The following is a 25,969-nucleotide window of genomic DNA, read 5'->3' on the forward strand; positions in this document are numbered from 1 at the left end:
CAAGGCATCCGCCCTGCACCCTTAATAACTTGACCAGTTATTAGAGTTGTTATTTTAAAGACTTTTCTTGTCTATATATGTTTAAAATGATGTCATATCACTAAATGTTATGCAGTTTTCAAAGTACTAATTTTGAGGAATAAACCCTCAAAATCAAACAGTAGGTAATTCTCCTTAGAAAGGAGGTGATCCAGCCGCACCTTCCGATACGGCTACCTTGTTACGACTTCACCCCAGTTATTGATTTCACCTTCGACGGACGCTTCCAAAAGGTTAGCAATCCGGCTTCGGGCGCCCCCAACTCCCGTGGTGTGACGGGCGGTGTGTACAAGACCCGGGAACGCATTCACCGCAGCATTCTGATCTGCGATTACTAGTAACTCCAGCTTCATGTAGGCGAGTTTCAGCCTACAATCCGAACTGAGAATGGCTTTAAGGGATTAGCTCCGCCTCACGACTTGGCTGCCCTCTGTACCACCCATTGTAGCACGTGTGTAGCCCTAAGCATAAGGGGCATGATGATTTGACGTCATCCCCACCTTCCTCCAGGTTATCCCTGGCAGTCCCTCTAGAGTGCCCAACTTAATGCTGGCAACTAAAGGCAAGGGTTGCGCTCGTTGCGGGACTTAACCCAACATCTCACGACACGAGCTGACGACAACCATGCACCACCTGTCACTTCTGTCCCCGAAGGGAAAGATGCGATTAGGCATCGGTCAAAAGGATGTCAAGCTTAGGTAAGGTTCTTCGCGTTGCTTCGAATTAAACCACATGCTCCGCTACTTGTGCGGGTCCCCGTCAATTCCTTTGAGTTTCACTCTTGCGAGCGTACTTCCCAGGCGGAGTACTTAATGCGTTAGCTGCGCCACCGAAGGGGGTAACCTCCGACAGCTAGTACTCATCGTTTACGGCGTGGACTACCAGGGTATCTAATCCTGTTTGCTCCCCACGCTTTCGTGCCTCAGTGTCAGTTACAGTCCAGAGAGCCGCCTTCGCAACTGGTGTTCCTCCTAATATCTACGCATTTCACCGCTACACTAGGAATTCCACTCTCCTCTCCTGNCATCTGAATATCTGGCTTGGTTTGTTAGTTTCAATTCTATAAATTAACCTACTGTTTAATTTTCAAAGTTCATTTTACAACTTCTTAAGTTTACCAAAGTTATTTTTCTTTGTCAACTTATTTTTAAGTTGTTTTCTTTTGTTTTGCCCTTTCCTTAAGGACAAGTATAACTATACCATCATGTTTTTATATCGTCAACACTTTTTTACAAACTTTTTTTATTTTTTTATTAATTAAAACTTATTTTCTAATGTTTTAAGTTCTTCCAAATCTAGATTTACCAAGTCTTTAAGCACTTTTCTTCTTTCAGAAATATTTTTGTAATTTTTTATAACTTTTTGTCTAATTTCACCTAATATATTTATATACGCTTCGTAACTATCATCATACTTTTCTTCTAATTCTTTTTTTATTTTCGATGATAATGAAGGACTTTTTCCTCCTGTAGATATGCTAATAAGCAAATCTCCTCTTTTTACATAAGAAGGAACTGTATAATTTGATAGTTTTATATCATCTACCACGTTAACTAGTTTGCCACAACTCCTACAATATATACCTATATTTTTATTTATTTCTTTATTATTTGTTGCTGCTACTACTATAAAGCTATCTTTGATATACTCTTCTTTATATACATCATAAACTAACTCTACGTTATTCTTAATTAATTCAAAACTATCAATAAATTCTGGAGAAACAACTCTAACACTCTTACCAAATTCTAAAAAATTCTTACATTTTCTATAAGCTACATCTCCTCCACCAATTATAGTTATTTTCATATCTTTTATTTCTAAATTAATAGGATATAACATTGTTAATCATTCCTCCCTATTATAATTAAAATGTGATGCCTTATAATAAAACATTTTAATTTATTTTAAAGCATCACATTATATAATCAAAACTATTTATTATCCCTTATCATTTTTGCTAAATCTTTTGCAAAATAAGTTATTATTATATCTGCTCCTGCTCTTTTTATGGACAAGATAGATTCATATATAGCTCCTTCACTTAATATTCCATTCTTAACTGCTGACTTAAGCATAGCGTATTCACCACTAACATTATAAGCAGCTAAAGGTAAATTATAATTATCTTTTACCCTTCTTATTACATCTAAATATGATAATACAGGCTTAACCATTAATATATCTGCACCTTCTAATACATCAAGTTCTGCTTCTATTAATGCTTCATTAGTGTTTGCTGGATCCATTTGATAGGCTTTTCTATCTCCAAATGATGGTGCTGAATTTGCAGCTTCTCTAAATGGACCATAGAATGTAGATGCATATTTCACACTATAAGACATTATTGGTATATGTACAAATCCAGCTTTATCTAAAGCTTCTCTTATAGCTTTTACCCTTCCATCCATCATATCTGAAGGTGCAACCATGTCTGCACCTGCTTTTACATGACTTACAGCTATTTGTGCTAAATGCTCTAGTGTTTTATCATTATCTACATATCCACCTTCAGTTAGTATCCCACAATGTCCATGACTAGTATATTCACACATACATACATCTGTAACTACATTCATATCTGGATCTATTTCTTTTATCTTTCTAACAGCCCTTTGAATTATTCCATCCTCGTTATACGCTTCACTACCACAAGCATCCTTCTCATGGTCATGTGGTATACCAAACAGTATAACATGTTCTATTCCTAAATCCTTTATTTCTTTTATCTCTTCCTCTAACATATCTAATGAGAAGTGATATACATCTGGTAAAGATGATATTTCTCGTTTTATATTTTCACCTTCTACTATAAATAAAGGATATATTAAATCTTCAATATTTAATTTAGTTTCTCTAACTAAATTTCTAGTAGCACTATTTATTCTTAGTCTTCTAGGTCTTCTTAACATTTATATTTCCTCCATATTCAATACAACTCTTTTTTCTTTATTTATTGTAATATCCATTTTCAAATACAAATAATGATTCTACTTCTTCAGAATCACCGTATATATTAAATCCATACTTGTAACTTGTGAATCCATACTCATCAACTTCAATATTATTATCATATTTTTCAAAAGCTTTTTTTACAATCTCTATTTTATTTTTAGTCAAATTTATTCCTTTAAATTTAACTTCTATTTCTGGAAAAATCTCAAATGCTATGCTTTTATGTTGATCATTGTAATAGACATGCATCATTTTAAAATCATCTACAAATTCATCCTCTGACTTCATAAAAGTTTTAGGTGTAATATTTAATACATTTGAAATATCATCCTTTGTCATACCTATTTTTATATTTCCAACCCCTTCATAAGGATTTAATATTAATTTTATCATTATCAATCTCCTTATTATCTTTATATAAACAAATATAAATCCCAATATATTATTGAGATTTATATATTTTAGCATACTATTTATCATTCATTATACAATCAATCATTCCATCTATAGTTGCAATGTCTGCTTCTTTATAAATACTTATATTTAAATCCTTAGCTGTTTGTGTAGTTATAGGTCCTATAGATATAACTTTTAATTTATTTAATTTGTCTATATTTTCTTGGCCTATTATTTCCACAAAGTTTGTAACTGTAGATGAGCTCGCAAATGTAATGTAGTTTGCTTCTTCTGAGTTTAATACTTCTAGTACTTCATCTTTTTTGCTATCATCTAGTACTGTTTCATATATGTGAACTTCTTTAACCTCACATATTTCACTTATTTTATCAACTAAAAAGTCTCTAGCATTTTTTGCTCTAGGTATTAAAACTTTATCAGAATCTTTTAATATATCCTTTAATTCTTCAAATAGATATTCTGCAACAAATTTTTCTGGAACGATATCTGCCTTTATACCTCTATTTTTTATTTCTTTAGCAGTAGCGGATCCTATAGCACAAACTTTTAAGTTTGCTAATACTCTACTATCAAGGTCCATCTCATCTAGCTTATCAAAGAATATATCAACAGCATTTTTACTTGTTAATATTAAGTATGTATAGTCTTTTATATTTTTTATTTCATTTTCTAAAGCTATATTATTTTCTATTTTTTCTATCTTTATAGTCGGTACTTCTATCGGATTTCCACCTAAATCAGATATTTTTGATACTAAAGAACTACTTTGAGTTCTAGATCTTGTAACTATTACATTTTTCCCAAATAGAGGCTTACTTTCAAAGAAGTTTAATTTATCTCTTAATTCAACTACATCTCCAACAGCTATAAGAGTTGGTGGCTTCACATTCTCCCTTACTGCAGTTTCATATACATTTTCTAATGTAGAAGTTATAACCCTTTGATTAGATCTTGTTGCCCAACTTATAAGAGCAACTGGTGTATCTTTTGATTTTCCTTCTTTTATTAAGTTAGAACTAATTTTTTGAAGATTAGCTACCCCCATTAAGAATACTAATGTACCATTTGTATTAGCTAATGCATTCCAGTTTATTTCTGGATTTTCTTTGTCATCATCTCTTAAATGACCTGTTATAACATGAAAAGAAGATGCATAATCTCTGTGAGTTATAGGTATACCGGCATAACATAGTCCACCTATTGCTGAAGTTATACCTGGTACAACTTCAAACTCTATACCTTCTTCTTTTAAAAGTTCTCCTTCTTCTCCACCTCTGCCAAATACATAAGGGTCTCCTCCCTTAAGTCTTGTTACTATTTTACCTTCTTTAGCTTTATCAGCTATAACTCTATTTATATCATCTTGAGGAAGAGTGTGGTTACTTGATGCTTTACCTACATATATAAATTCACAGTTTTCCTTAGCTTCTTTTAGATAGTTTTTATTTGCTAATCTATCATAAACTATAACGTCTGCTTTTTTTATACACTCTAGTCCTTTTAAAGTTAATAATTTATAATCTCCTGGTCCTGCCCCTACTAAGTAAACTTTACCCTTCATAACGTTCATACTCCTTTGAAATTAGTTTAGCTAATTGTAGTCCTATTTCACGAGCTTCTGATGCTTTTCCACTTATAGTTTTTGTGATTAAATTGTTTCCCTCTTCATCTCCATATAAACCAGTTAGACTTATATTTTCTCCGTCAACATCACAGTAAGCCCCTATAGGAATATGACAACTTCCATTTATTCCATCTAGAAATCCTCTTTCAGCTGCAACTTGTATTTCAGTTTCCTTATCTTTTAGTGAATTTATTATTTCTTCTATATCTTTACTATTTTCTCTAATTTCTATAGCTAAAGCACCCTGTGCTGGCGCAGGAATCATTATATCTTTAGGTATATAATAAGTTATTTTATCCTCAAGACCTACTCTTAAAAGTCCTGATGCAGCTAAAACTACTCCATCTAAGTTCTCATCTACTATCTTTCTAATTCTAGTATCAACATTTCCTCTTATCGGAACTATATTTAAATCTGTTCTATACTTTAATAGCTGATATTTTCTTCTTTTACTTCCTGTTGCAACTTTTGCTCCATTAGGTAAATCATTTATACTAGAGTATCCTTCCTTTAGTACAAGTACATCTCTAGCATCTTCTCTTTTAGGTATACTTGCAAATTTTAATCCTTCAGGTAAATTTGATGGCATATCTTTCATACTATGAACTGCCATATCTATTTGACCATCAATTAGCTGTTGTTCTATCTCTTTTACAAATAACCCTTTATCTCCTATTTTATCTAAACTGACATTTTGTATTAAGTCACCTTTAGTTTTTATAATCTTAGTTTCAAATTCAACTTCAGGATGTTTTTCTTTAAGTTTATTTATAACCCAATTAGTTTGAGTTACTGCTAACTTACTCCCCCTAGTTCCAACTATTATTTTCATAACTTCATCTCCTTTAGAGCTTACTATTAACTATCCTACTTTAACCTCTTTTTTAACTTCTTTATTAACTAGTATAGTTGAAAAGTAAGATATTTTCTCTTCTAAATTTAAATCTCTTAAATTCGTATATACTTCTTCTCTTTCTTGAGATGAATTACTTACTAATATAGAGTGCTCTATAAGACCATTCTTTTCTAATTTACCTATTATTTCTTTAAAATTCTTATAAACTTTCATTAATACTATTGAACTATAGTTTTCTAATGCATAGTCTATTTTTTCTTCTTCTATCGTACATGGTATTATTATTAATGGCTCTCTATCCATAACTAATGGGAAGTTTTGGTTAGATGCTATATTAGAGAATGAAGATATTCCAGGTATTGTCTCTACATCTATACTTCCTATAAGTCTTTCCATTATATATACATATGTGCTGTATATCATAGGATCTCCTAAAGTTACAAACCCTACATTCTTTCCAACTCTTACATCTTCTACTATTTCATCAGCTATTTGATTCCAAGCTAATATCTTCTCTGCATCATTAAAGTTCATTGGAAAATGTCTTGACTTTATTTCTAAACCATCTGGTAAATATTTACTTACTATTGATAAAGCTAAGCTTTCTCCACCTTTTTTAGCTTCTGGCGTATATAATGTATCTAAATTTTGTAAAGTTTCTACTGCTTTTATTGTTAGTAATGAACTATCCCCCGGCCCTGTACCTATTCCATAAAATTTTGCCATCTCAAATCTCCTCCTAATTAATTAACATATATCTTCTAGTTTTTCTACACAATTATATGCATGTCTCATAAATTTATCTTGAATACAAGGATTCTCTCCTAATCCTTGTAAGTGTATTTTTACTTCAAATCCATGACTTTCAAATATACTCTTCCAAGAGTCTTCTTCATCTCCAGCCATGTCATTTATCGCATGGTCTCCTGCTACTAGCATAAATGGCATTAAGTTTACTGTTTTTATATTATTTGCTTCTAATCTTCTTATAACGTGTTCTATCTCTGGATATCCTTCAACTGTTCCAACATATGCATTTATACCTGAATCTCTTAACATATATTCTAAAGCTGGATATGTTGAATGTGATTCATGAAACGTTCCATGCCCCATAAATACAACAGCCTCTTGCTCGTTCATCTTTGGTATTTGATTTTCTATAGCTTCTACTGTTTCTTTATAGTCTTCTATATATGTCAATAATGGTCTACCTAGTATTATCTTTTCAAACTTATCTTTATAGCTTTCAACTTGTTCTTTTAACTTATTGAATTCTTCTCCACATATTATATGAAGTGTTTGGACTATAACTTCTTGATATCCTTCTTTATATAATCTATCCAATGCTTCTATTGGATTTTCTATGTGTAAACCATCTCTATTTTTTAACTTTCTTATTATCATATTAGAAGTAAACGCTCTAAAAAAATCGTATCCTTCTAATCCTTCTTTTATTTTCTTTTCACAAGCTTCTATAGTTTTTTCTCTAGTTTCTTTATAACTTGTACCAAAGCTTACTACTAAAACTGCCTTTTTCATACTCGCTCCACCTTGCCTAAATTTATAATAATTTTTCTAATTCATCTATCTCATTTACTACTAGCGGGTAGTTTATTTTTTCTCTTGTTATGATTACTACTGGTATCTGAAGTGTTTCACAAGCATTGACCTTTTCTAAGAACCCACCAGCAATACCACTTTCTTTAGTTACTACTATATCTACATTATAATGTTTATAAAATTCTTCATTTATACTTTGACTAAAAGGTCCCTTCATAGCAATTATATTGTCTGCATTTAGACCTAAACTTTCACAACTTAGTATTACATCACTAGTTGGTAAAACTCTTACTATTAAGTTTCTATCTGGTATAAGTTCAACTATTTTAGGTAAGTTTTTACTTCCAGTTCCTATAAATATGTTTCTTCCTTTTTCTCTAGCTATTTTACATGCCTCTTCTATACTACTTACTATATATTTATTTTCATAAGATATATCCTCTATTAAAGACTTTCTCTCATATCTTAAGTAATCTATATTTAATTCCTTTGCACACTGTATAGCATTTTTAGATACTTCAATAGCATAAGGATGAGTAGCATCTATAATTTTATTTATATTATTTTTTTCTATAAACCTTACCATATCTTCCTTTGTAAGCTTACCTGTAATTACATTTTTAGCATGTTTTCTTGCAAGATCCTCTCCGTAACTTGTTGTCACAGAAAGTGTATATGGTAAATCTTCATATTTATTTATTCTGTCGCATATCTCCAAGCTGTCTGATGTTCCACCTAAAACTAAAATCATACAGTATAACCTCTTGGAGTTATCATTAAGTCATCATGTATGAATGTAGATTTATTTCCTACCACTACCATAGTAGTCATATCAACCCTTTCAAAGTCCATAGTATCGAAAGTACATACAAACTTTTCTTCTTTTGCTCTTCCTACATCTTTAACTATTCCAACAGGAGTATTTCCATCTTTAAATTCTCCCATTATTTCAAAAGCTCTAGCTAAATGCTCACTTCTTCCTTTACTTCTTGGATTATACAGACAAACTACGAAATCAGCTTCTGCAGCTAATCTTAATCTTTTTTCTATGACATCCCATGGAGTTAATAGATCACTTAAACTTATATGACAAAAATCATGCATTATTGGTGCACCAAGTATTGCGGCAGCACCTATACTAGCAGTAACTCCTGGTACAACTTTAACCTCTATGTTTTGTTCTTCTTTAGCAGTAAGTTCTAATATAAGACCTGCCATTCCATATATCCCAGCATCTCCACTACTTATAACTGCAACCTTTTTACCAGTCTTAGCTATTTCAACAGCCTCTCTACATCTATCAATTTCTTGTCTCATACCATTTTGTACTACTTGTTTACCTTCTATAAGATCTGTTATTAAGTTTATATAGGTCTTGTAACCTACTATAACTTCAGCATCCTTTATTGCATCTATACATTGCATTGTCATTAATTCTTTGCTTCCTGGTCCTATACCTATAACATATATCACTTTGACACCCTCCCAACAGAAATTGTTATTCCTTTATATTTATGTTTTTCAATTATCAAATTTCCTTTACTTAATATATAAGCAACTGGCTCTGAAACACAGTATACTCCTACATTTTTCTTTACAAACTCTGATTTTTCAAATAAATAATCCACTTTCGATATTTCATTTGTCGAAACAGTTTTAAATGGTACAGATAAATTTTCTGCTAAATCAAGTATTGCTTTTTCATCATGCTTTATATCTATACTTCCTATTTCTTTAATTGATTTAATATGAATGTTATATCTTTTTAATAAATCATCTAAAGACTCTTTTAAAAGATCGCTGTCTGTATTTCTTCTACATCCAATGCCTATAACTATATCTTTTGGAATAACTTTTATAATTTTTTCTTCTAATTGTTTTTGATTTATACAACTGTCTTTATACTTATCGATGTAATCTCTAAAAAAATCATTTTTATTTGTTATTACTACTATCTTTGCAATACTATCTGTATTTTCAAGATTAGCTAAAACTTTAAATCCTCTAGTATCTACATCGTATTTTCCATCTATATAAATACCAACATCTTGATTGTTAACTAGCATAGCATTTACATCTTTTACGTTATCTCTAAAGTCATCTATATGTGCATCTAATTCTTTTGCAATCATATCTAAAGCTGACTTTTTATTTACATCGGTAGCCGTTGTTATTACTGGATTTGCATTTATCAGCTCACTTATACGTTTAGTCATTTCATTAGCTCCGCCCATATGACCACTAAGTAAACTTATAATATTTTCTCCTTTTTCATCTGTTACCATTATTGCTGGGTCACTAAATTTACTAACTATGTATGGTGCTATAACCCTTACAACTATTCCTGTAGCCATTATAAATAGTATATATTGATAGTCTTTAAATAACTTTTCTGTTAATGCACTAAGTTTTTCTTTAACCAAAAATATGTTTTTTGATTCATTTTCTAGTTGCAACTTATTTTGCTTATTACTAACTATATAAACATGACTATCTTTTATCAGAGTTTGAATTTTTAATGCTAAGTTTTTTCCATTTTCAGTTATACAAACTATAGCAATATTAACCTCTGTACTCATGTTTAAAATCCTTATCATATAGCTTAGAGTTCTTATACTCTTTTCCTAAAAATCTTCCTACTAGTATTAAGGCAGTTTTTCTTATATTGTTTTCTCTAACCTTTTGAGCTATATCTTCTAATGTACCTTTTACTATCTTTTCATCTTCCCAAGTGGCTTTATAAACAACAGCTATCGGAGTGTCCATTGGATATCCACCTGTATGCAATCTTTCTACAACTTTTTCTATATCATGTACCGATAAAAATATTGCCATAGAAGTTTGATGTTGTGCGTAAGATTCTATAGATTCTTTAGATGGTACAGGAGTTCTTCCTTCCATCCTTGTTATTATTACACTTTGAGATATTTCTGGTACTGTATATTCTACACCTAATGCTGATGCCGCACCTAAGAATGAACTTACTCCTGGTGTACAATCATAATCAATATCTAACTTAAATAACTCCTCAACTTGTTCTCTTATTGAACCATATATAGAGAAATCTCCTGTTTGTAATCTAACAACTGATTTATCTTCTCTTATACCTCTTGCCATTACATCAATTATTTCTTGTAAATCCATGTGTGCACTGTTGTGTATTTCACACCCTTCTTTACAATATTCTAAAAGCTCTGGATTAACTAAAGAACCAGCATATATTACTATATCTGCATTACTTAAAAGCTTATATCCTTTTAATGTTATTAATTCTTTATCTCCAGGACCCGCCCCAACGAAATGTATTTTATTTGTCATATTACTCTCTCCCCTTCTCACAAGATATTATATAAATAGGATTTAGAGGCTTGAAGTATTCTCCTCTTCCTAATTTTTCTAACTTAGATATATTCATTACTGAAACATCTATATTTTCAAATCCATATTCTCTTAGCAGTCTTAAAGTTTCATTAAATGTTTCTACTATAATGAAGTTTGCCACTAATCTTCCACCTGGAACTAATTTTTCCTTAGACCACAGTAATATTTCATCTAGTCTATTCCCTGTTCCACCAAGAAAAATAGCATCAGCTTCTCCGTCTATATCTATTGGTGCATAAGCTTTTATAACTTCTACATTCTTTAAATTAAACTTCTCAACGTTTTTATTTATCAAATCTAATGCATCATCATTTCTTTCTATAGATATTACCTCTAGGTTAGGATAGTTGTACGCAGCCTCAACACTTACGCTACCTGTTCCAGCTCCGACATCTATAAACCTTTTAGCATTTACTAGATCTAGTTTCATTATAGATACTGCCCTAACTTCTTCTTTTGTTATAGGCACTCTACCTGTTATAAAATCACTATTTTTCATACATAATCTCCACTAAATAACTGTATTTTAATTTTTATCTAATATAACCACTACACACATATCAAAATCTTCTAAATTCAATATATCTTCTGGACTACCTATAGTTATTCTTTCATTGTCATAAGATAGGTTTTCGCCAACTACAATTGTCTTTTCTAGATTTCTATCTAGTATTTGCTTACAAATCTCCTTTGGACCTATTATCTTATCTGTAACCATGCATACTTTCTTGTGCGAAAGTACATAATCAAAGTCTGGAGTTTTCCCATGACTACTTGTTATATATAAATCATTCATATCTATATGTACTTTCGAAAATATATATTGAAGAGAACTAATACCAGACACTATATTTAAATCTTCTTTATCAATATTTTTAGAAAGATATCTACCTATACCATATATAAGTGGGTCACCTGATGCTATTACAGATATTTGCTTATGTTTATTATTATTTATATACTCTACTATTTCTTTTAAATTAGATGATATTTCTATTTTTTCTCCTTCAAAATCTACAATAGATTCTAAATTTCTTTTCCCACCTATTACTACATCTGAATTTTGAATTAGTTTTTCACCTAATTTAGTTATATAGTCAGTGTTTCCTGGTCCTAACCCTATGACATTTATCATCTAAATACCTCCACTAGACTATCTGTATTATCTGATTTACCAAGTAATGTTTTATCCATAGAGAACATTATTACCTCTACCTCTGTATCATCATCACCTAAATATTGCTTTACTTTATATCTACATTTGTTGCTGACTTTATCATAAAACTCTGTATAGTTATTTTCATTTATTACTTCAACAGCTTCTTCAGCGGTTAAGCATTCATTTATTTTCTCTAGTAAATCATATGGTGCTTTCATTAAAGCCAAATTAGATATTAGTATCTCGCTTCTAGCATCTGCAACCTTACTATGAGTATTAAATATCCCAGCAGATAATTTTATAAACTTACCTATATGACCTGCCATAAGTATCTTTTTATACCCCATACGTTGAGCTTCTTTAAGCATATATCCTATGAAATTACTAGTTCGCACTACATATTTCATGTCTAAATTAAGTTTCTCTCTAATAAACTGTTCTCCATGATTTCCTGGAACTAAAATTATTTTATCTAAGCCTTGCTCTTTTTTCATTTTTAGCTCTATTGATAAGGACTTCTTCCAGCCTTCATCACTCATTGGCTCAACGATTCCAGTTGTACCTATAATAGATATACCACCTATTATCCCTAATCTTGGATTAAATGTTTTTTTAGCTATCTCCTCACCTTTAGGAGCAGATATTGTTATCTTTAAAGATTTGCCTTCTCCTAAAGTAGCACTTATATCCTCACCTATAACTTTTCTAATTTCATAATTTATCATTTTCATAGGTGTTGGATTGATAGCTGCTTTACCTACTTCTACACTTAATCCTTTTTTAGTAACTACTCCTATTCCATATCCACCACAAACTATAATGTCTTCACCATTTTCTCTATCAATAATTTCTGCCTTTGCATAAATGTCCATAGTGTGAGTTGCATCAATATCATCTCCACCATCTTTTTTTATTGAACATTCAACATAATCATTATTTAAAGATATATTTTGAACATCTAATGTCAATGGAATTCCTTTTGGAGTATCTATGTTTATAGTTTTTATTTTCTTTTTAGTTAAAAGCATATAAGTAGCGGCTTTTGATGCAGCTGTAGCGCAAGAACCTGTAGTATATCCTCGTCTATACTTTTTACCATCTATGTATACATACTCTTCCATAACTTTACCTACATAGCATATAAAATAGCATTTATTATCGCCGCCGCTAGGTTACTACCACCTTTTCTACCTTTTGAGATTATATAAGGTATATCAGTTTTTTCTAATTCATCTTTAGATTCTGCTGCCCCTACAAATCCAACTGGAACACCTACAATAGCATCTAAATTTAATTCTTTCGAATCTCTCATTTCCATAGCTTTGTATAAAGCTGTTGGTGCATTACCAAATACAAATAATTTTCTTCCTTTATCTCTTGCTGCTATCTCAACTGCTGCCATAGAACGAGTTATTCCTTTTTCTTTAGCTAAATTTGCAGTTTCCTCTTCCGCCACTAAACATCTATATTTACAACCTAAAGCATCTAATTTTCTTTTATTTATTCCACTTAAGGCCATGTTTGTATCTGTATATATAGTTGCATTATTTTTTAATGCATCAACTATATTTTCAACTGCAGTATCAGATATCTTTAATATATCTAAATATTCAAAGTCTGCAGTTGTATGTATTGAACGCTTTATTATTTTCTCTTCTATTTCATTTTTAAACTTATAACCAGGTCTTATCTCATCTATTATTTCCTGTATCATTATGAAACTTTTTTCTTCTATCATCATAGGATTTTTGATGTATTCCATGTTTGTTCACCTCTAATTCCACCATCAATTATATTTGATGTGTACATTTTTTTATAAACTGAATCGAGTCTTTCATTTTTTAACAACTCTATTAACCTAGTATCATTCATAGATTTATCTATTAGTATGCCTACAACAGTTCCGCTATGAGCAACATTAACTCCATAGGCTCCATAATTTTTAGATATCTCTATTATTTTCTCTAGGCCTTCTTTTTTGTGTATACTTTCATTAGCTAAACTACTAAAAGTACTCGCTTTTCCAATTTTATGCATATCATTACTCTTTATGCCTTCTTCTAAGAGGCTAAAAGAGATTTTTATAATTTCTTTATTTTGTGTCTTTATTTTTTTATAATTTGGAGTTTTTCTAATCCTCATGGTATTTAAAGTGCTATTAGGTTCTAATATCACTACTCTTAAATCCTTAACATTGCCTAAATACCTTATTACTTCACCATTTAAAGGATTAAAAATACTATTTTTTTCTATATATATAGAGTCTGTTGGCTCTATAGTAGACGCTAGCTTTGCTATTTCTTCACTACTTAATTCTTTTTTTATTAATCCTAATGTTGCTCCTATTGTTGCTCCTATATCAGCAGTAGAACTTGCCATACCTTTACCAACAGGTATTTTACTTCTTATTTTTAAAGATATATTCTTACTCTCTTCAACAGGTATATTAAACTTTTTAAATACTGCTTCTATAGCTTTTCTAGACTTTAACGGTCCAAGATTTATATTATTCAACTTTTCCTCAACCTCAGCAGTAGAGTATAAATCCACTGCATATGAGCAGAGATATTCTGCTCTATCCATTACACCTTGAACAAATTCGCCGCAAGATGCTGGACAAATTCCATAATATTTCATATTAATCACCCAATAGTTTTTTCATGTGTCTTATAAGAAGTTCATTTTCTTTATGAGACTTTATCGCTATCCTTATATATCTATCATCTAATCCGATAAAATTCGAAGCATCTCTTATAAGAATATTTCCTTCTCTTAACAATTCAACTTTTATTTCCTTTGCCCTTTTGTCATTAAGTCTAATTAATATAAAATTTGTATCTGTATCATATACGTGTATGCTATTTATAGATTTTAGCTCTGATAACATAAAGTTACGTTCATCTATATAATACTCTTTACTATCCTCTATATATTTCTGATCTTTAAATATATAGTTAGATAAAGTATCTGCAAAAGAATTTATTGTCCAAGGTTCTTTATAGTTATATATTTTTTCTATTATGTCATTATTGCTTGTTAGGCCATATCCAAGTCTTATTCCTGGAAGGCCAAAAAATTTTGTAACAGCTTTAAGTATAAATAAATTTGGATACTTCTCTACATATTTAACTAAGCTATATTTCTCTTCTTCTTCAACAAATTCCATAAAAGTTTCATCTACTATTAATAACTTATTATTATCTACTATAATATCTAAAAGTTTTTCTAAGTTTTTAACCTTCCCATTTGGGTTATTAGGATTGCATACGAATAAACTATCAAATTTATTAATATTTTCTTTTATATTATTTAAATCTATTTCAAACTCATTACTTTCATCTAAATTTAAATTTATTACATCTAAATTGTTAAGTCTTGCACTTCTTTCATATTCAGAAAATGTAGGGTTTAATATAGCAATCCTTTTATCTATACTTTTCATAAGCAAGTAAATTATTTCAGTTGCTCCATTTCCAGGTATTATAAATTCTGGTCTTACATCTATATACTGAGATATATTATTTCTTAGATTTGTATATTTAATATCTGGATAGCTTCTACTTTCTTGTAATCCTTCTAATATATATTCCTCTAGTCCTTGAATTACGTTTGGGTTTATATTAGAACTAAAATCAATTATATCTTTAGGGTTTTTGTTATACATTCTTGCTATTTGTTCTACATTAGCACCATGTCCTAAGTCTTTCATATATGCCCCCTTAGTATAAAAATTTGAAAATTATAGTAAATACAACTATCGACGTTATTGATGTTGCATACATTATTTTATTTGTTTTTACTATGTCATCAACTTCTATCTCTCTATGCTTATCTCCTATAGTTGGTTTGTATACTGCTTTTCCAAAGTATATATTTGTTCCACCTAATTGAATTCCTAATGCTCCAGCAACTGCTCCTTCTGGATAAGCACAGTTTGGACTCTTATGATTTTTTCTATCTCTTATAGATATTTTTAATGCGTCTTTATAATTATATTTCAATATAAAGCTTCCGATTGCCATTAATATAGATGATATTCTAGCTGGTATAAAGTTTGCTATATCATCAATTTTAGCTGATGCAAATCCTATGTCCTTATATTTATCATTTTTATATCCTACTGTAGAATCTAAAGTATTTATTGCTTTATATGCCATCGCTAATGGTGCTCCACCTATGAAAGCATAAAACATAGGTGCTATAATTCCATCTACAGTATTTTCTGCTACTGTTTCTACAGTTGCCCTTATTATCTCGCCTTCATCTAAATGTGTTGTATCTCTTCCAACTATATAAGATACTTGAACTCTTGCTTTTTCTATATCTTTAGTTTTTAATACCTCATATATTTTCACTGCTTCATCTTTTAAGCATTTAGTAGCTAGTGTTGTATAAATCAAGAATGAGTTTGCTATTAAAAAACTGCCTGGAATCAAGCTACTTAATTTAACTATTAAATATGTAACAAAATAAGTTACTCCAACTGTAATAAACCATAGAATAAATCCACCTATTTTTAATGCTTTATAATTCTTTGCTACTTTTCTTATTTGATCTTCAGTTATTTTTATTAATTTTCCAATAAATCTAACAGGGTGAGGAAAAGAATATGGATCTCCTATAATCAGGTCGATTATATAACCTATATAAATAGATAGTATATTCATATTAATTCTCTTCCTTTACTAATAATTTCTCTTTATTTAAGTCATTTTGGTGCTTACCCAAAAACTTCTCTATGCAATTTAAGTTGTTGTAGAAATGAGTATGTAAATATGTAGCTAGTGTATTTCCTTTGCTATATCCACCTTCCCACTCATCAACAATTTTTTTATCTCTTTCCTTCTTCATTATATAAGCACATTCTTCTTCACTCTCAAATACAGAATGGTGGAATTCATGTCCTTTTATTACTTCTCCTACATTTGATAAGATTGTATCTTCTTTGGCAATTCCGTAGCAATATCCAAACCTTCTTAAAGATTTTGTCATTTTACTAGTGCCTTTTAAAATTCCAACCATATCGTATTCATTCTCATTTTGGTCTACAAGTTTTTCACCTAAATACATTAGCCCACCACATTCAGCATATATTGGAATGTTTTTTTCATGAGCGTTTCTTATAGATCCCCTCATAGATTTGTTTAGCTCTATTTCTTTTGCAAATATCTCAGGGAATCCTCCACCAATATATATATAATCAGATATAGGTACTTCTTTATCATTTAATGGACTAAAATATTTTATATTTAATCCTAAATCTTCAAGAAGCTCTATGTTTTCTCTATAATAGAAGTTAAAACCTTTATCATAAGCTATAGCTATAGTCTTATTTTCTAATTTATTTTTTTCTATAAAGTCTCTTATATCAAATTCACTTTCAACTTCTTCAGTTTCTGAAATTTCTATTATCCTATCTATATCTATGTACTTTTCTATTTCATCTGCTAAGTTACTGAATTTCGTCTTTAAAGATTCTATTTCAACACTTGGTACTAATCCTAAGTGTCTTGACTCTAATGAAAATTCATTATTTGGTGGGAAGTATCCTAAAACTTCTATATTACAATATGTTTCTATAGCTTTTTTTATTATTTCATAGTGTGATTTAGTTTTTACGTTATTAACTATTACACCTTTTATATCAACATTCTTATCAAGCTCTTTGTATCCAAGTACCATAGCTGCGCTAGATGCTGCCATAGCTTTTCCATTTATAACAAGTATAACTGGAGCCTTTAAAAGTTTTGATGTATAAGAACTTGTGCAATTATCTAAATCGATTCCAATACCATCATATAGACCCATAACACCTTCAACTACTGATATATCTGCATCTTTAGATGCATCATTAAATACATACTTTATCTTTTCATCATCTAACATATATGAATCTAAGTTTCTAGAATGTCTTCCTGTTATAAAAGTATGATATGAAGGATCTATATAGTCTGGTCCAACCTTATATGGCTGAACTTTCATATTTCTTTTAGTAAGAGCTTGCATTATTCCTAGTGAGATAGTGGTTTTACCTACACCACTATTCGTCCCTGCTATTAAAATCTTTTTCATAAGCTTCACCTAACTATAAAATTTTATTTTCATGTTCTGTCATTATTTCATAAATCTTTTGTATATCTAAGTTCTCTCTTAATAAATCTGCCAATTTGTCATATTCATTTTGCTTAAATTCATCAAAAGAAGTTACATTACTTTGTAATTTTTCTAATCCTTTTTCTTCTCTTATACTATTTAAAAGTTCTCTAGTAAAATCTATTTCATCAAATATTCCATGAATATATGTACCTACTACATTTCCATTTTTATTTATACTACCTTCTAGATAGTTAACTTCTTCTCCTAGCTTTTTATCAATTAAGTTTAAATAAGATACTTCACTTCCAGGCTTACTTATTCCCATATGTATTTCATAACCTTTTACTCTTTTACCAGATAAGTTTTTCATATATCCTGAAAGATTTTGGTGTATTATTGCTTCTACTTGAGTAGTTGTCTTTTCTTTTTCAAATATAGTTTCTGTATCTAAAAGGCCTATACCATCTATCTCTTCAACTTCTCCTTCTACATGATAAGGATCTTTTATTTTCTTTCCTAGCATTTGGTAACCACCACAAATACCAAATATTAATTTCCCTCTTTTTTGTAGTTCCTTTATTTGTTCCTCTAGTCCATTTTCTCTTATGTATTTTAGGTCCTCTATTGTGCTTTTACTTCCCGGGATAATAACTATATCTGGATTACTTAAAGCTTCTCCATACCCTACATATCTGACGCTTACATCATTTTGTGTTTCAAATATATTAAAATCTGTAAAGTTAGACATATGAGGAGTTCTTATTATTTCTATGTGTATGTCTCTTTTTCCTTGTACTGCCTTGAATCTAGTTGTAACACTATCTTCATCTTCTATTTTTATATCGCTATATGGTATAACTCCAAGGACAGGAACATTTATTATTTCCTCTAGCATTTTTATACCTTCTTCTAAAAGTTCCTTTCTGCCTCTAAATTTATTTATTATTACACCTTTAACTCTTCTTCTTTCTTCTTCACTTAGTAGCATCATAGTTCCTGCAAGTGATGCAAATACACCACCTCTATCTATATCTCCTACTATTATTACTGGTGCATCTGCAATCTCTGCCATACCCATATTAGCTATATCATGCTCTCTTAGATTTATCTCGGCTGTACTTCCCGCACCTTCCATTACAACGATGTCATAGTTATTGCTAAATTCACTGAATATAGTCTTTAATTCTTTAGCTAGTTGAGGTTTATATGTATGATACTTGGAAGATGCCATATCTTCTCTTACTTTACCTCTAACTATAACTTGGCATCTATGGTTTCCAGATGGCTTTAAAAGTATAGGATTCATATCTGCAACTGGATCTATACCACAAGCTTCGGCTTGGAATACTTGAGCTCTTCCCATTTCAAGACCTTCCTTAGTTATAAAAGAATTTAATGCCATATTTTGAGATTTAAATGGAGCAACACTATATCCATCTTGTTTAAATATCCTGCATAATCCTGCTGTTAATATACTTTTCCCAACATTTGATGCAGTTCCTTGTAGCATAATTTTTTTGCCCATTGCTCAGTTTTCCTCCTTTAAATATTCAGAATATTAAAAAAAGTCCTAACACTTGTAAGTTAGGACTTTTATTTTATACATTATATATTATAAAAATCTTCACCCCGAGATTTATTTAGTAAAATTAAATTAGGCAGGTATCCTGGCTCGACTTCATCCTACTCCTATACCTTCCCATCATATTGACAGTGGTAACTTTAGTTTCGTCCATCTTACAGTAGCGGGGGCTGCAAAGGATTTTCACCTTTTTCCCTATTAATCTCGAAAGAACCTAATTCAATATAATATTCTATTTTTAGTAATTATATAAAGCTAGTATTATTCATAGCAGTTATAACTGTAAACCCATCTTGTACTTCTAAAATTGTAACTGATCCATTATCAATTTTAAAGTTCCAATGATACTTATAGCTATTTGATATTAAATAAGTTATTATATTTCTTATTGTTCCTCCATGAGAACAAATAAGAATTGTTCTATCATCATTATTAGAGATAATATTATCTAATTCAATACAAACTCTATTGTATGAATCTATTAAACTCTCTCCATTAGGATATTTGTACTCATATCCTTTTTCTATCATATCTTGAAATTCTTTAGGATATTTATCTTTTATTTCATCAAAAGTTAATCCTTCAAAATCTCCAAAACTTATTTCTTTTAAACTTTCTTTTTCTATAATTTCTATAGATTTTAATTCAGATAATTTTTTTACAGTATCTTTAGTTCTAGAAGATGTTGTAGTGTAAATTTTATCTATATCAAAATCCTTTAAGTAATTTGTAATCTTATCTATTTGCTCTTTTCCTTCTTCACTTATATAGCTATCTATATGTCCAGATAATCTACTTTTTTGATTATCTACTGTTAGAGCATGTCTAACTAATATTAATTTTACCATATTTCACCTCATTGAAGGCTATATTAATAATAAATATATACAAAATAAATATATAAGCTCTCCAAGTTCTATTGTACAACCTAGTATATCACCCGTTACTCCATCAATTTTTTTGTATATATGTTTTTTGAATAAATTATTAAATACGAATAATATAATAATCGTACTTATTAACATCATTGCTTCAAACGTTGAAGCTAAGAATATTAATTTTGATATTCCTATTATTAATATTATTGTATATAGTATAGCAATAGTAAACATTGATGTACTTACTTTTCCTATAAATAAATTTCCCATTCCATTTTCTCTAGGAGTTACTGTTTTATACATCATAACAATTACTCCAAGTCTTGCCACTACGGGCATAAATATTACAGTCCAAAGTAGATTGTTATTTATTATGCTATATATGAATCCTATTTTTAATAATATTAAAAATATAATAGCTAAAAGAGAATTTGTACCTAATCTAGAGTCTTTCATAATTTCTAGCATTCTTTCTTTATCTCTATAACTATATATAGCATCAAAAGTATCTCCTAATCCATCTATATGTAGTCCACCAGTTAATATGACTAATGCTAATGTTACTATTATTGATGTTATGAATGAATCAAAAAATATGCCAGATACTAAACCTATAATATATATTAATACCCCTAGTACCAGTCCCACTAACGGAAAATATGTTATGGTTTTATGAAATTCTTCATCAAATCCAGTATCTATATTTATTGGTATCCTAGTCATAAATTGAAGTATAGAAATAAATCTTTTCATAAACTATCCCTTTATCTTCATAGGAATTCCACTTACCACAAAATATACCTCATCACTATGAGTTGCTATTTGTTGATTTATTCTTCCTATAATATCTGTATATATTCTAGATAATTTATTTATAGAAACTCCACCTAATCCTAATTCATTTGTAACTATCACAAAGTATAAATTAGTCTTTTTTATTTCTATAAGTAATTTTTCAACTTGTTCTTTTATATATTTTTCTAATTCATTTATTTCATCTTGTGTCGAATTATCTATATCTATTTCGTATGTAAACATTAAATTATTAACCAATAAAGTAACACAATCAAGTATTACTGTTTTGTGTTCTTTTGAAATATCATTTATTATAGTGTATATATCTTTGTATATTTCATAGGTTTTCCAATTTTGCGGTCTACTTTCTTTATGCTTTTTAACTCTCTCTTTCATTTCATCATCAAATGGAATCGATGTTGCTATATAAGCAGTATTATTATTTTGGTCTTTACATAGCTTCTCTGCAAAATTACTTTTTCCAGATCTTGCTCCACCTGTTACTAATATAACTTTGCTCATTTTTTTCTCCTAACTAAAACACTATCTACCCATATCTACTTCATCAAATGTAGCCATATTTTCATATGTGTAATTTGCTGCCTCGATTATATTAAATGCAAGAGCTGCTCCACTACCTTCTCCTAACCTCATTCCCATATTTAAAACTGGTTCTAAGTTTAATATGTTTAAAGCTCTCTGTGTTCCTGGCTCTGCTGATGAATGTGATGCTATCATATATTCTCTAGTTTTTGGATTGATCTTATATGCAAGTAATGCAGCTGCATAAGATATAAATCCATCTAAAACCACAGGTATTCTATTAGCACTACATCCTAGTATAACTCCAGCCATACCACCGATTTCAAAGCCACCTACTTTAGATAGTATATCTATTGCATCTTCTGGATTTGGTTTATTTAGTTCTATAGATTTTCTTATTGTATCTGCCTTAAATTTAACTCTTTCTTTTTTTAATCCAGCTCCAATACCAGTTACATCCTCTGGATCACAATTATCTATTACAGATATTATCGCGCTACTTGGTGTAGTATTGCATATACCCATTTCTCCAATACCTATTAAGTTATATCCTTTTTTTATAGAATCCTCAGCCATTTCAATACCTATTTCTAAACATCTAATAGCCTCTTCTCTTGTCATAGCCGGACCCTTTGCCATATTTGATGTACCTTTTCTTATTTTGTAATTAAGTACACCTTCTAATTCATGGTCACAGTTTACACCAATATCCACAGCTACCACATCAGCTCCTACAAACTTACTTATTACACCTACTCCACATATTCCTTTTGTAAAGTTTGGTAATTGCATATATGTTATACTTTGAGGGTCTGGTGCTACACCTTCTTCATAAACTCCATGATCTGCTCCAAAAGCTATAACTACTTTTTTAGATGTATCAAAATATTTGCTTTTATGTATTCCTGCTAATTGCATGCAAATATCTTCCATCTTACCTAAACTACCTTGAGGCTTTATTAATCTATCTAGTCTTTTTTTAGCTTGTTCAATAGAAGTCTTATCTAAAGAGTCTATATTATTTACTGTACTTTCTAATATACTCATTTTCATCCCACCTTAGCATATTAATTAAAGTGACTATCTAAAGTAGATTTTTTGATATAACTTCTGTCAAAATATATCTATAAATCTATTTTTAGATAGCCTCTTAAATTCTAATTATATATTATGAGCAACTTTTAAAGCTTCATAGCTTGCATTTATTGTATATTCTATATCTTCATCTGTATGTGCATTTGATAAAAACATAGCTTCAAATTGAGTTGGAGCTAATAATACTCCTCTTTTTATTAATTCTTCAAAATATTTATTAAATTTAGGAACATCACATTTTTTAACATCATCATAGTTGTTTATAGGTCCTTTTGCAAAGAATAAACAAACTAATGAACCTGCTCTATTTACTGTATAATCTAATCCTAACTTTTCTATATTAGCTTTTAGTCCTTGTTCTAATTTTATAGCTTTTCTTTCTAGCTCTTCATATATGTTTGGATTGTCTCTTAATACTTCTAAATTCTTTTTCCCCATATACATTGCTAGAGGATTTCCTGATAGTGTACCTGCTTGATAAACTGGCCCTACTGGAGATACCATGCTCATTATTTCTTTAGTCCCTCCATAAGCTCCAACTGGAAGACCTGCCCCTATTATTTTTCCGAAACAAGCCATATCTGGTTTTATTCCAAAGTATCCTACTGAACTATTATAATTTAATCTAAATCCAGTTATTACTTCATCAAATATTAAAACAGTTCCATATTCCTTAGTTATATCTCTTAATAGTTGTAAGAATTCTTTTGTTCCTGGAACAACTCCCATGTTTCCTGCTACAGTTTCAACTATTACAGCTGCAATCTCATGACCTTGCTCTTTAAATATATTTTTTACTTCATCTAAGTCGTTATATCTACATACTAAAGTATCTTTTACAACATCTGATGGTACACCAGGACTTGTCGGAACTCCATATGTTATTGTTCCTGAACCAGATTTAACTAATAGTGCATCTGAATGTCCATGATAACATCCTTCAAACTTTAATATTTTATTTCTATTTGTATATGCTCTAGCTACTCTTAATGCACTCATAGTAGCTTCTGTTCCTGAATTTACCATACGAACTTGATCTATTGCAGGATAAGCTTCTACTACTAATTTAGCCATTTCAACTTCTATTGCAGTTGGTACTCCATAGCTTGTTCCCCTATATACAACTTCTTCTATTCCTTCTACTATTTCCTTCGGACTATGACCTAACATAAGTGGTCCCCAAGAACAAATATAGTCTATGTACTCATTTCCATCTACATCATATATTCTACTTCCATGAGCTCTTTCTATAAATATTGGGTCTAATCCAACTGATTTAAAAGCTCTTACTGGACTGTTAACCCCTCCTGGTATGTATTTAGTTGCTTCTTCATATATCTTTAGTGATTTTTCATTTTTCATCTATATGTCCTCCTAAATTTTAAAGTTCAAACAACTCTTCGACTAACTTTATATACTCTTCTCTCTTACCTTTATCCTTTGTTTGCTTTAAATTTATTATCGGTTCTCTTATTAATCTTTTTAATGCAGATGTTAACATCTTATCGATAATTTTTTTATCTCTATTGTTAAGATTAGTTTTTCTATATATGTATTCTAATGTATCTTCTCTAATCTCTAAACATTTATCATTTAATGATTCAATTGTAGGGTCAATTTTGATTGAGTCTAGCCATTCTGTAAACTCTATAATTTTTTCAGATATCATCTCATATCCTATTTTAGCTAGCTCTTTTCTCTTTTTATCATTCTTATCATGAATATCTTTTAAGTTATCTATGTCATATACTTCTATATTCTCTAATTCATTTATCTTAGGATCTATATCTCTTGGAAGTGCAATATCCATCATAAATATTTTTCTTTGAATTTCAGGCATTTCATCATATTTTATGATCATATGTGGAGATGCAGTAGCACTGATTACTATGTCAACATCATTCATCACTTTATATCTGTCTTCATATCTTATAGGAACTATATTCTTAAATTCGCTTTCTAATTCTATTACTTTTCCATGACTTCTATTTGATACATATATTGTATCTAGTTTTTCTTCTTCTAAGTACTTCATTGTAAGCCTATTCATCTTACCAATACCTATAACTAAAGCTTTTTTACCTTCTAAATTACCAACTTTATTTTGTAAAAATTTTATACCTATATAGCTTATAGATAAAGGCTGATGCGATATTTTTGTAGTATTTTTTATATCTTTAGCTATATTTACAGCTTCTCTAAATAATTTATTAAATATCTTTTTACTAGAACCAAGTTGCATAGAGAAATCATGTGCATCTTTCACTTGTCCAAGTATCTGATCTTCACCTAAAACTATAGAATCTAGACCCGATGCTACTTTAAATAGATGTTCTATTGCCGAAGTATATTTTTTAGAAAATAAATATTCTTTTATACCTTTTGCATTAAAAAATTCTTCATAAAAATCTTCTACCAATTTAATTTTTTCATCTATGTTCTTTGCCTGGATATAAATTTCACTTCTATTACAAGTAGAAAGTATTACTACCTCTTCTATATCTCTATCTAGGAAGTAGTTTATCGCCTCTATCTTTTGTATATCCGTAAAAGAAACATGTTCTCTTATATTGATTGGAGCTAGATTATGATTTATCCCTATAACACCTATATTCATGCCCAACCTCCAAGCTAATTAATTATTTATATTCACTCATATAGTATAGCACTACTATCTCTTCTTTGTAAATTTAACCATCTATTTTTATAATTTAATTATTTTTTTGTATAAAAAAAAGACTACGTGGCTACGTGCTACTCTCCCAGGCGGTTGCCCACCAAGTACCATTGCCGCTAAAGAGCTTAACTTCTGTGTTCGGTATGGGAACAGGTGTATCCTCTTTGCTATAATAACCACATAATCTTATTTAAATTGGAGCGGGTGAAGGGGATCGAACCCTCACAGCCGGCTTGGAAGGCCGGAACTCTACCATTGAGCTACACCCGCATAAGTTTTAGAGTTAATACTCTGAAAACTGCATATCATTTA

The 25,969-nt window shown here is 30.1% G+C and carries 26 protein-coding genes, 1 tRNA gene, 2 rRNA genes and 1 riboswitch; all 29 genes read right to left on the reverse strand.

All coding sequences use genetic code 11. The features are described 5' to 3' along the window. Positions 1-178: 178 nt before the first annotated feature. Positions 179-1,233: ribosomal RNA gene (locus BN7997_RS15860) — 16S ribosomal RNA — on the reverse strand. Between the two features lie 63 nt (positions 1,234-1,296). Further along, a complete protein-coding gene (locus BN7997_RS14150) occupies positions 1,297-1,881 on the reverse strand; it encodes a precorrin-2 dehydrogenase/sirohydrochlorin ferrochelatase family protein (protein ID WP_071121472.1) in 585 nt (194 codons plus the stop codon). A 92-nt stretch (positions 1,882-1,973) separates the two neighbouring features. Continuing rightward, the gene (gene hemB, locus BN7997_RS14155) at positions 1,974-2,951 is read right to left on the reverse strand and encodes a porphobilinogen synthase (protein ID WP_071121473.1); all 978 of its coding nucleotides are present in this window, start codon (positions 2,949-2,951) and stop codon (positions 1,974-1,976) included. Positions 2,952-2,988: 37 nt separating this feature from the next. Continuing rightward, positions 2,989-3,387, reverse strand: coding sequence for a hypothetical protein (locus BN7997_RS14160; RefSeq protein WP_071121474.1), 399 nt, complete (start codon positions 3,385-3,387; stop codon positions 2,989-2,991). Between the two features lie 76 nt (positions 3,388-3,463). Beyond that, positions 3,464-4,972 (reverse strand): uroporphyrinogen-III C-methyltransferase, encoded by a 1,509-nt coding sequence (gene cobA, locus BN7997_RS14165; RefSeq protein WP_071121475.1) that lies wholly within the window; start codon positions 4,970-4,972, stop codon positions 3,464-3,466. Then, positions 4,962-5,867, reverse strand: a complete 906-nt coding sequence (gene hemC, locus BN7997_RS14170) for a hydroxymethylbilane synthase (protein ID WP_071121476.1) — start codon at positions 5,865-5,867, stop codon at positions 4,962-4,964. Before hemC ends, cobA begins: the two co-directional genes overlap by 11 nt. A gap of 30 nt (positions 5,868-5,897) precedes the next feature. After that, positions 5,898-6,617, reverse strand: a complete 720-nt coding sequence (locus BN7997_RS16115; protein ID WP_071121477.1) for a cobalt-factor II C(20)-methyltransferase — start codon at positions 6,615-6,617, stop codon at positions 5,898-5,900. A 21-nt stretch (positions 6,618-6,638) separates the two neighbouring features. Then, positions 6,639-7,430, reverse strand: coding sequence for a sirohydrochlorin cobaltochelatase (locus tag BN7997_RS16120; protein ID WP_071121478.1), 792 nt, complete (start codon positions 7,428-7,430; stop codon positions 6,639-6,641). Positions 7,431-7,452: 22 nt separating this feature from the next. Then, on the reverse strand, positions 7,453-8,202 hold the full coding sequence (locus BN7997_RS14185) for a cobalt-precorrin-6A reductase (protein WP_071121479.1): 750 nt from the start codon (positions 8,200-8,202) through the stop codon (positions 7,453-7,455). Then, positions 8,199-8,924 (reverse strand): precorrin-3B C(17)-methyltransferase, encoded by a 726-nt coding sequence (gene cobJ / locus BN7997_RS14190; RefSeq protein ID WP_071121480.1) that lies wholly within the window; start codon positions 8,922-8,924, stop codon positions 8,199-8,201. The genes BN7997_RS14185 and cobJ overlap by 4 nt, the downstream gene beginning before the upstream one ends. Continuing rightward, a complete protein-coding gene (gene cbiG, locus BN7997_RS14195) occupies positions 8,921-10,030 on the reverse strand; it encodes a cobalt-precorrin 5A hydrolase (protein ID WP_071121481.1) in 1,110 nt (369 codons plus the stop codon). Before cbiG ends, cobJ begins: the two co-directional genes overlap by 4 nt. Next, on the reverse strand, positions 10,014-10,769 hold the full coding sequence (locus BN7997_RS14200; RefSeq protein ID WP_071121482.1) for a cobalt-precorrin-4 methyltransferase: 756 nt from the start codon (positions 10,767-10,769) through the stop codon (positions 10,014-10,016). Before BN7997_RS14200 ends, cbiG begins: the two co-directional genes overlap by 17 nt. A gap of 1 nt (position 10,770) precedes the next feature. Further along, positions 10,771-11,331: a decarboxylating cobalt-precorrin-6B (C(15))-methyltransferase gene (locus BN7997_RS14205; protein ID WP_071121483.1), complete on the reverse strand. Its 561-nt coding sequence runs from the start codon at positions 11,329-11,331 to the stop codon at positions 10,771-10,773. A gap of 27 nt (positions 11,332-11,358) precedes the next feature. Then, positions 11,359-11,967 (reverse strand): cobalt-precorrin-7 (C(5))-methyltransferase, encoded by a 609-nt coding sequence (locus tag BN7997_RS14210; protein ID WP_071121484.1) that lies wholly within the window; start codon positions 11,965-11,967, stop codon positions 11,359-11,361. After that, positions 11,964-13,112 carry a cobalt-precorrin-5B (C(1))-methyltransferase CbiD gene (gene cbiD / locus BN7997_RS14215; RefSeq protein ID WP_071121485.1) on the reverse strand — a complete coding sequence of 383 codons (1,149 nt, stop codon included), beginning with the start codon at positions 13,110-13,112 and terminating at the stop codon, positions 11,964-11,966. The genes BN7997_RS14210 and cbiD overlap by 4 nt, the downstream gene beginning before the upstream one ends. Before the next feature lie 8 nt (positions 13,113-13,120). Continuing rightward, positions 13,121-13,753 carry a cobalt-precorrin-8 methylmutase gene (locus BN7997_RS14220; RefSeq protein ID WP_071121486.1) on the reverse strand — a complete coding sequence of 211 codons (633 nt, stop codon included), beginning with the start codon at positions 13,751-13,753 and terminating at the stop codon, positions 13,121-13,123. Next, positions 13,729-14,628 carry a GHMP family kinase ATP-binding protein gene (locus BN7997_RS14225; RefSeq protein WP_071121487.1) on the reverse strand — a complete coding sequence of 300 codons (900 nt, stop codon included), beginning with the start codon at positions 14,626-14,628 and terminating at the stop codon, positions 13,729-13,731. The genes BN7997_RS14220 and BN7997_RS14225 overlap by 25 nt, the downstream gene beginning before the upstream one ends. Before the next feature lies 1 nt (position 14,629). Beyond that, positions 14,630-15,700, reverse strand: a complete 1,071-nt coding sequence (locus BN7997_RS14230) for a pyridoxal phosphate-dependent aminotransferase (protein WP_071121488.1) — start codon at positions 15,698-15,700, stop codon at positions 14,630-14,632. Positions 15,701-15,710: 10 nt separating this feature from the next. Next, on the reverse strand, positions 15,711-16,658 hold the full coding sequence (cbiB, locus tag BN7997_RS14235; RefSeq protein ID WP_071121489.1) for an adenosylcobinamide-phosphate synthase CbiB: 948 nt from the start codon (positions 16,656-16,658) through the stop codon (positions 15,711-15,713). Between the two features lies 1 nt (position 16,659). Then, on the reverse strand, positions 16,660-18,063 hold the full coding sequence (locus BN7997_RS14240; protein ID WP_071121490.1) for a cobyrinic acid a,c-diamide synthase CobB: 1,404 nt from the start codon (positions 18,061-18,063) through the stop codon (positions 16,660-16,662). Between the two features lie 13 nt (positions 18,064-18,076). Further along, complete coding sequence (locus tag BN7997_RS14245; protein WP_071121491.1) at positions 18,077-19,612, reverse strand: cobyric acid synthase; 1,536 nt, start codon at positions 19,610-19,612, stop codon at positions 18,077-18,079. Between the two features lie 115 nt (positions 19,613-19,727). Then, a riboswitch (cobalamin riboswitch) is annotated at positions 19,728-19,902 on the reverse strand. A 12-nt stretch (positions 19,903-19,914) separates the two neighbouring features. After that, a complete protein-coding gene (locus tag BN7997_RS14250) occupies positions 19,915-20,517 on the reverse strand; it encodes a histidine phosphatase family protein (protein WP_071121492.1) in 603 nt (200 codons plus the stop codon). An 18-nt stretch (positions 20,518-20,535) separates the two neighbouring features. Next, the gene (gene cobS, locus BN7997_RS15330; RefSeq protein WP_071121493.1) at positions 20,536-21,300 is read right to left on the reverse strand and encodes an adenosylcobinamide-GDP ribazoletransferase; all 765 of its coding nucleotides are present in this window, start codon (positions 21,298-21,300) and stop codon (positions 20,536-20,538) included. A gap of 3 nt (positions 21,301-21,303) precedes the next feature. After that, on the reverse strand, positions 21,304-21,864 hold the full coding sequence (gene cobU / locus BN7997_RS15335; protein ID WP_071121494.1) for a bifunctional adenosylcobinamide kinase/adenosylcobinamide-phosphate guanylyltransferase: 561 nt from the start codon (positions 21,862-21,864) through the stop codon (positions 21,304-21,306). Between the two features lie 21 nt (positions 21,865-21,885). After that, a complete protein-coding gene (gene cobT, locus BN7997_RS14265) occupies positions 21,886-22,932 on the reverse strand; it encodes a nicotinate-nucleotide--dimethylbenzimidazole phosphoribosyltransferase (RefSeq protein ID WP_071121495.1) in 1,047 nt (348 codons plus the stop codon). A 114-nt stretch (positions 22,933-23,046) separates the two neighbouring features. Then, the gene (gene hemL / locus BN7997_RS14270; RefSeq protein WP_071121496.1) at positions 23,047-24,342 is read right to left on the reverse strand and encodes a glutamate-1-semialdehyde 2,1-aminomutase; all 1,296 of its coding nucleotides are present in this window, start codon (positions 24,340-24,342) and stop codon (positions 23,047-23,049) included. Positions 24,343-24,361: 19 nt separating this feature from the next. After that, positions 24,362-25,597 carry a glutamyl-tRNA reductase gene (gene hemA, locus BN7997_RS14275; protein WP_071121497.1) on the reverse strand — a complete coding sequence of 412 codons (1,236 nt, stop codon included), beginning with the start codon at positions 25,595-25,597 and terminating at the stop codon, positions 24,362-24,364. A 124-nt stretch (positions 25,598-25,721) separates the two neighbouring features. Continuing rightward, a 5S ribosomal RNA gene (rrf, locus tag BN7997_RS14280) occupies positions 25,722-25,838 on the reverse strand. Positions 25,839-25,853: 15 nt separating this feature from the next. Beyond that, positions 25,854-25,927, reverse strand: a tRNA-Gly gene (locus BN7997_RS14285). Positions 25,928-25,969: the final 42 nt, after the last annotated feature.

Origin of the sequence: Romboutsia timonensis (assembly GCF_900106845.1) — a bacterium.
GTDB lineage: Bacteria > Bacillota > Clostridia > Peptostreptococcales > Peptostreptococcaceae > Romboutsia > Romboutsia timonensis.

What these genes read in the sequence shown, in the direction of transcription:
- BN7997_RS14150 (WP_071121472.1), bottom strand. Translation starts at nt 1,881, where the DNA reads ATGTTATATCCTATTAATTTAGAAATAAAAGATATGAAAATAACTATA.
- hemB (WP_071121473.1), bottom strand. Translation starts at nt 2,951, where the DNA reads ATGTTAAGAAGACCTAGAAGACTAAGAATAAATAGTGCTACTAGAAAT.
- BN7997_RS14160 (WP_071121474.1), bottom strand. Translation starts at nt 3,387, where the DNA reads ATGATAAAATTAATATTAAATCCTTATGAAGGGGTTGGAAATATAAAA.
- cobA (WP_071121475.1), bottom strand. Translation starts at nt 4,972, where the DNA reads ATGAAGGGTAAAGTTTACTTAGTAGGGGCAGGACCAGGAGATTATAAA.
- hemC (WP_071121476.1), bottom strand. Translation starts at nt 5,867, where the DNA reads ATGAAAATAATAGTTGGAACTAGGGGGAGTAAGTTAGCAGTAACTCAA.
- BN7997_RS16115 (WP_071121477.1), bottom strand. Translation starts at nt 6,617, where the DNA reads ATGGCAAAATTTTATGGAATAGGTACAGGGCCGGGGGATAGTTCATTA.
- BN7997_RS16120 (WP_071121478.1), bottom strand. Translation starts at nt 7,430, where the DNA reads ATGAAAAAGGCAGTTTTAGTAGTAAGCTTTGGTACAAGTTATAAAGAA.
- BN7997_RS14185 (WP_071121479.1), bottom strand. Translation starts at nt 8,202, where the DNA reads ATGATTTTAGTTTTAGGTGGAACATCAGACAGCTTGGAGATATGCGAC.
- cbiG (WP_071121481.1), bottom strand. Translation starts at nt 10,030, where the DNA reads ATGAGTACAGAGGTTAATATTGCTATAGTTTGTATAACTGAAAATGGA.
- BN7997_RS14200 (WP_071121482.1), bottom strand. Translation starts at nt 10,769, where the DNA reads ATGACAAATAAAATACATTTCGTTGGGGCGGGTCCTGGAGATAAAGAA.
- BN7997_RS14205 (WP_071121483.1), bottom strand. Translation starts at nt 11,331, where the DNA reads ATGAAAAATAGTGATTTTATAACAGGTAGAGTGCCTATAACAAAAGAA.
- BN7997_RS14210 (WP_071121484.1), bottom strand. Translation starts at nt 11,967, where the DNA reads ATGATAAATGTCATAGGGTTAGGACCAGGAAACACTGACTATATAACT.
- cbiD (WP_071121485.1), bottom strand. Translation starts at nt 13,112, where the DNA reads ATGGAAGAGTATGTATACATAGATGGTAAAAAGTATAGACGAGGATAT.
- BN7997_RS14220 (WP_071121486.1), bottom strand. Translation starts at nt 13,753, where the DNA reads ATGGAATACATCAAAAATCCTATGATGATAGAAGAAAAAAGTTTCATA.
- BN7997_RS14225 (WP_071121487.1), bottom strand. Translation starts at nt 14,628, where the DNA reads ATGAAATATTATGGAATTTGTCCAGCATCTTGCGGCGAATTTGTTCAA.
- BN7997_RS14230 (WP_071121488.1), bottom strand. Translation starts at nt 15,700, where the DNA reads ATGAAAGACTTAGGACATGGTGCTAATGTAGAACAAATAGCAAGAATG.
- cbiB (WP_071121489.1), bottom strand. Translation starts at nt 16,658, where the DNA reads ATGAATATACTATCTATTTATATAGGTTATATAATCGACCTGATTATA.
- BN7997_RS14240 (WP_071121490.1), bottom strand. Translation starts at nt 18,063, where the DNA reads ATGAAAAAGATTTTAATAGCAGGGACGAATAGTGGTGTAGGTAAAACC.
- BN7997_RS14245 (WP_071121491.1), bottom strand. Translation starts at nt 19,612, where the DNA reads ATGGGCAAAAAAATTATGCTACAAGGAACTGCATCAAATGTTGGGAAA.
- BN7997_RS14250 (WP_071121492.1), bottom strand. Translation starts at nt 20,517, where the DNA reads ATGGTAAAATTAATATTAGTTAGACATGCTCTAACAGTAGATAATCAA.
- cobS (WP_071121493.1), bottom strand. Translation starts at nt 21,300, where the DNA reads ATGAAAAGATTTATTTCTATACTTCAATTTATGACTAGGATACCAATA.
- cobU (WP_071121494.1), bottom strand. Translation starts at nt 21,864, where the DNA reads ATGAGCAAAGTTATATTAGTAACAGGTGGAGCAAGATCTGGAAAAAGT.
- cobT (WP_071121495.1), bottom strand. Translation starts at nt 22,932, where the DNA reads ATGAGTATATTAGAAAGTACAGTAAATAATATAGACTCTTTAGATAAG.
- hemL (WP_071121496.1), bottom strand. Translation starts at nt 24,342, where the DNA reads ATGAAAAATGAAAAATCACTAAAGATATATGAAGAAGCAACTAAATAC.
- hemA (WP_071121497.1), bottom strand. Translation starts at nt 25,597, where the DNA reads ATGAATATAGGTGTTATAGGGATAAATCATAATCTAGCTCCAATCAAT.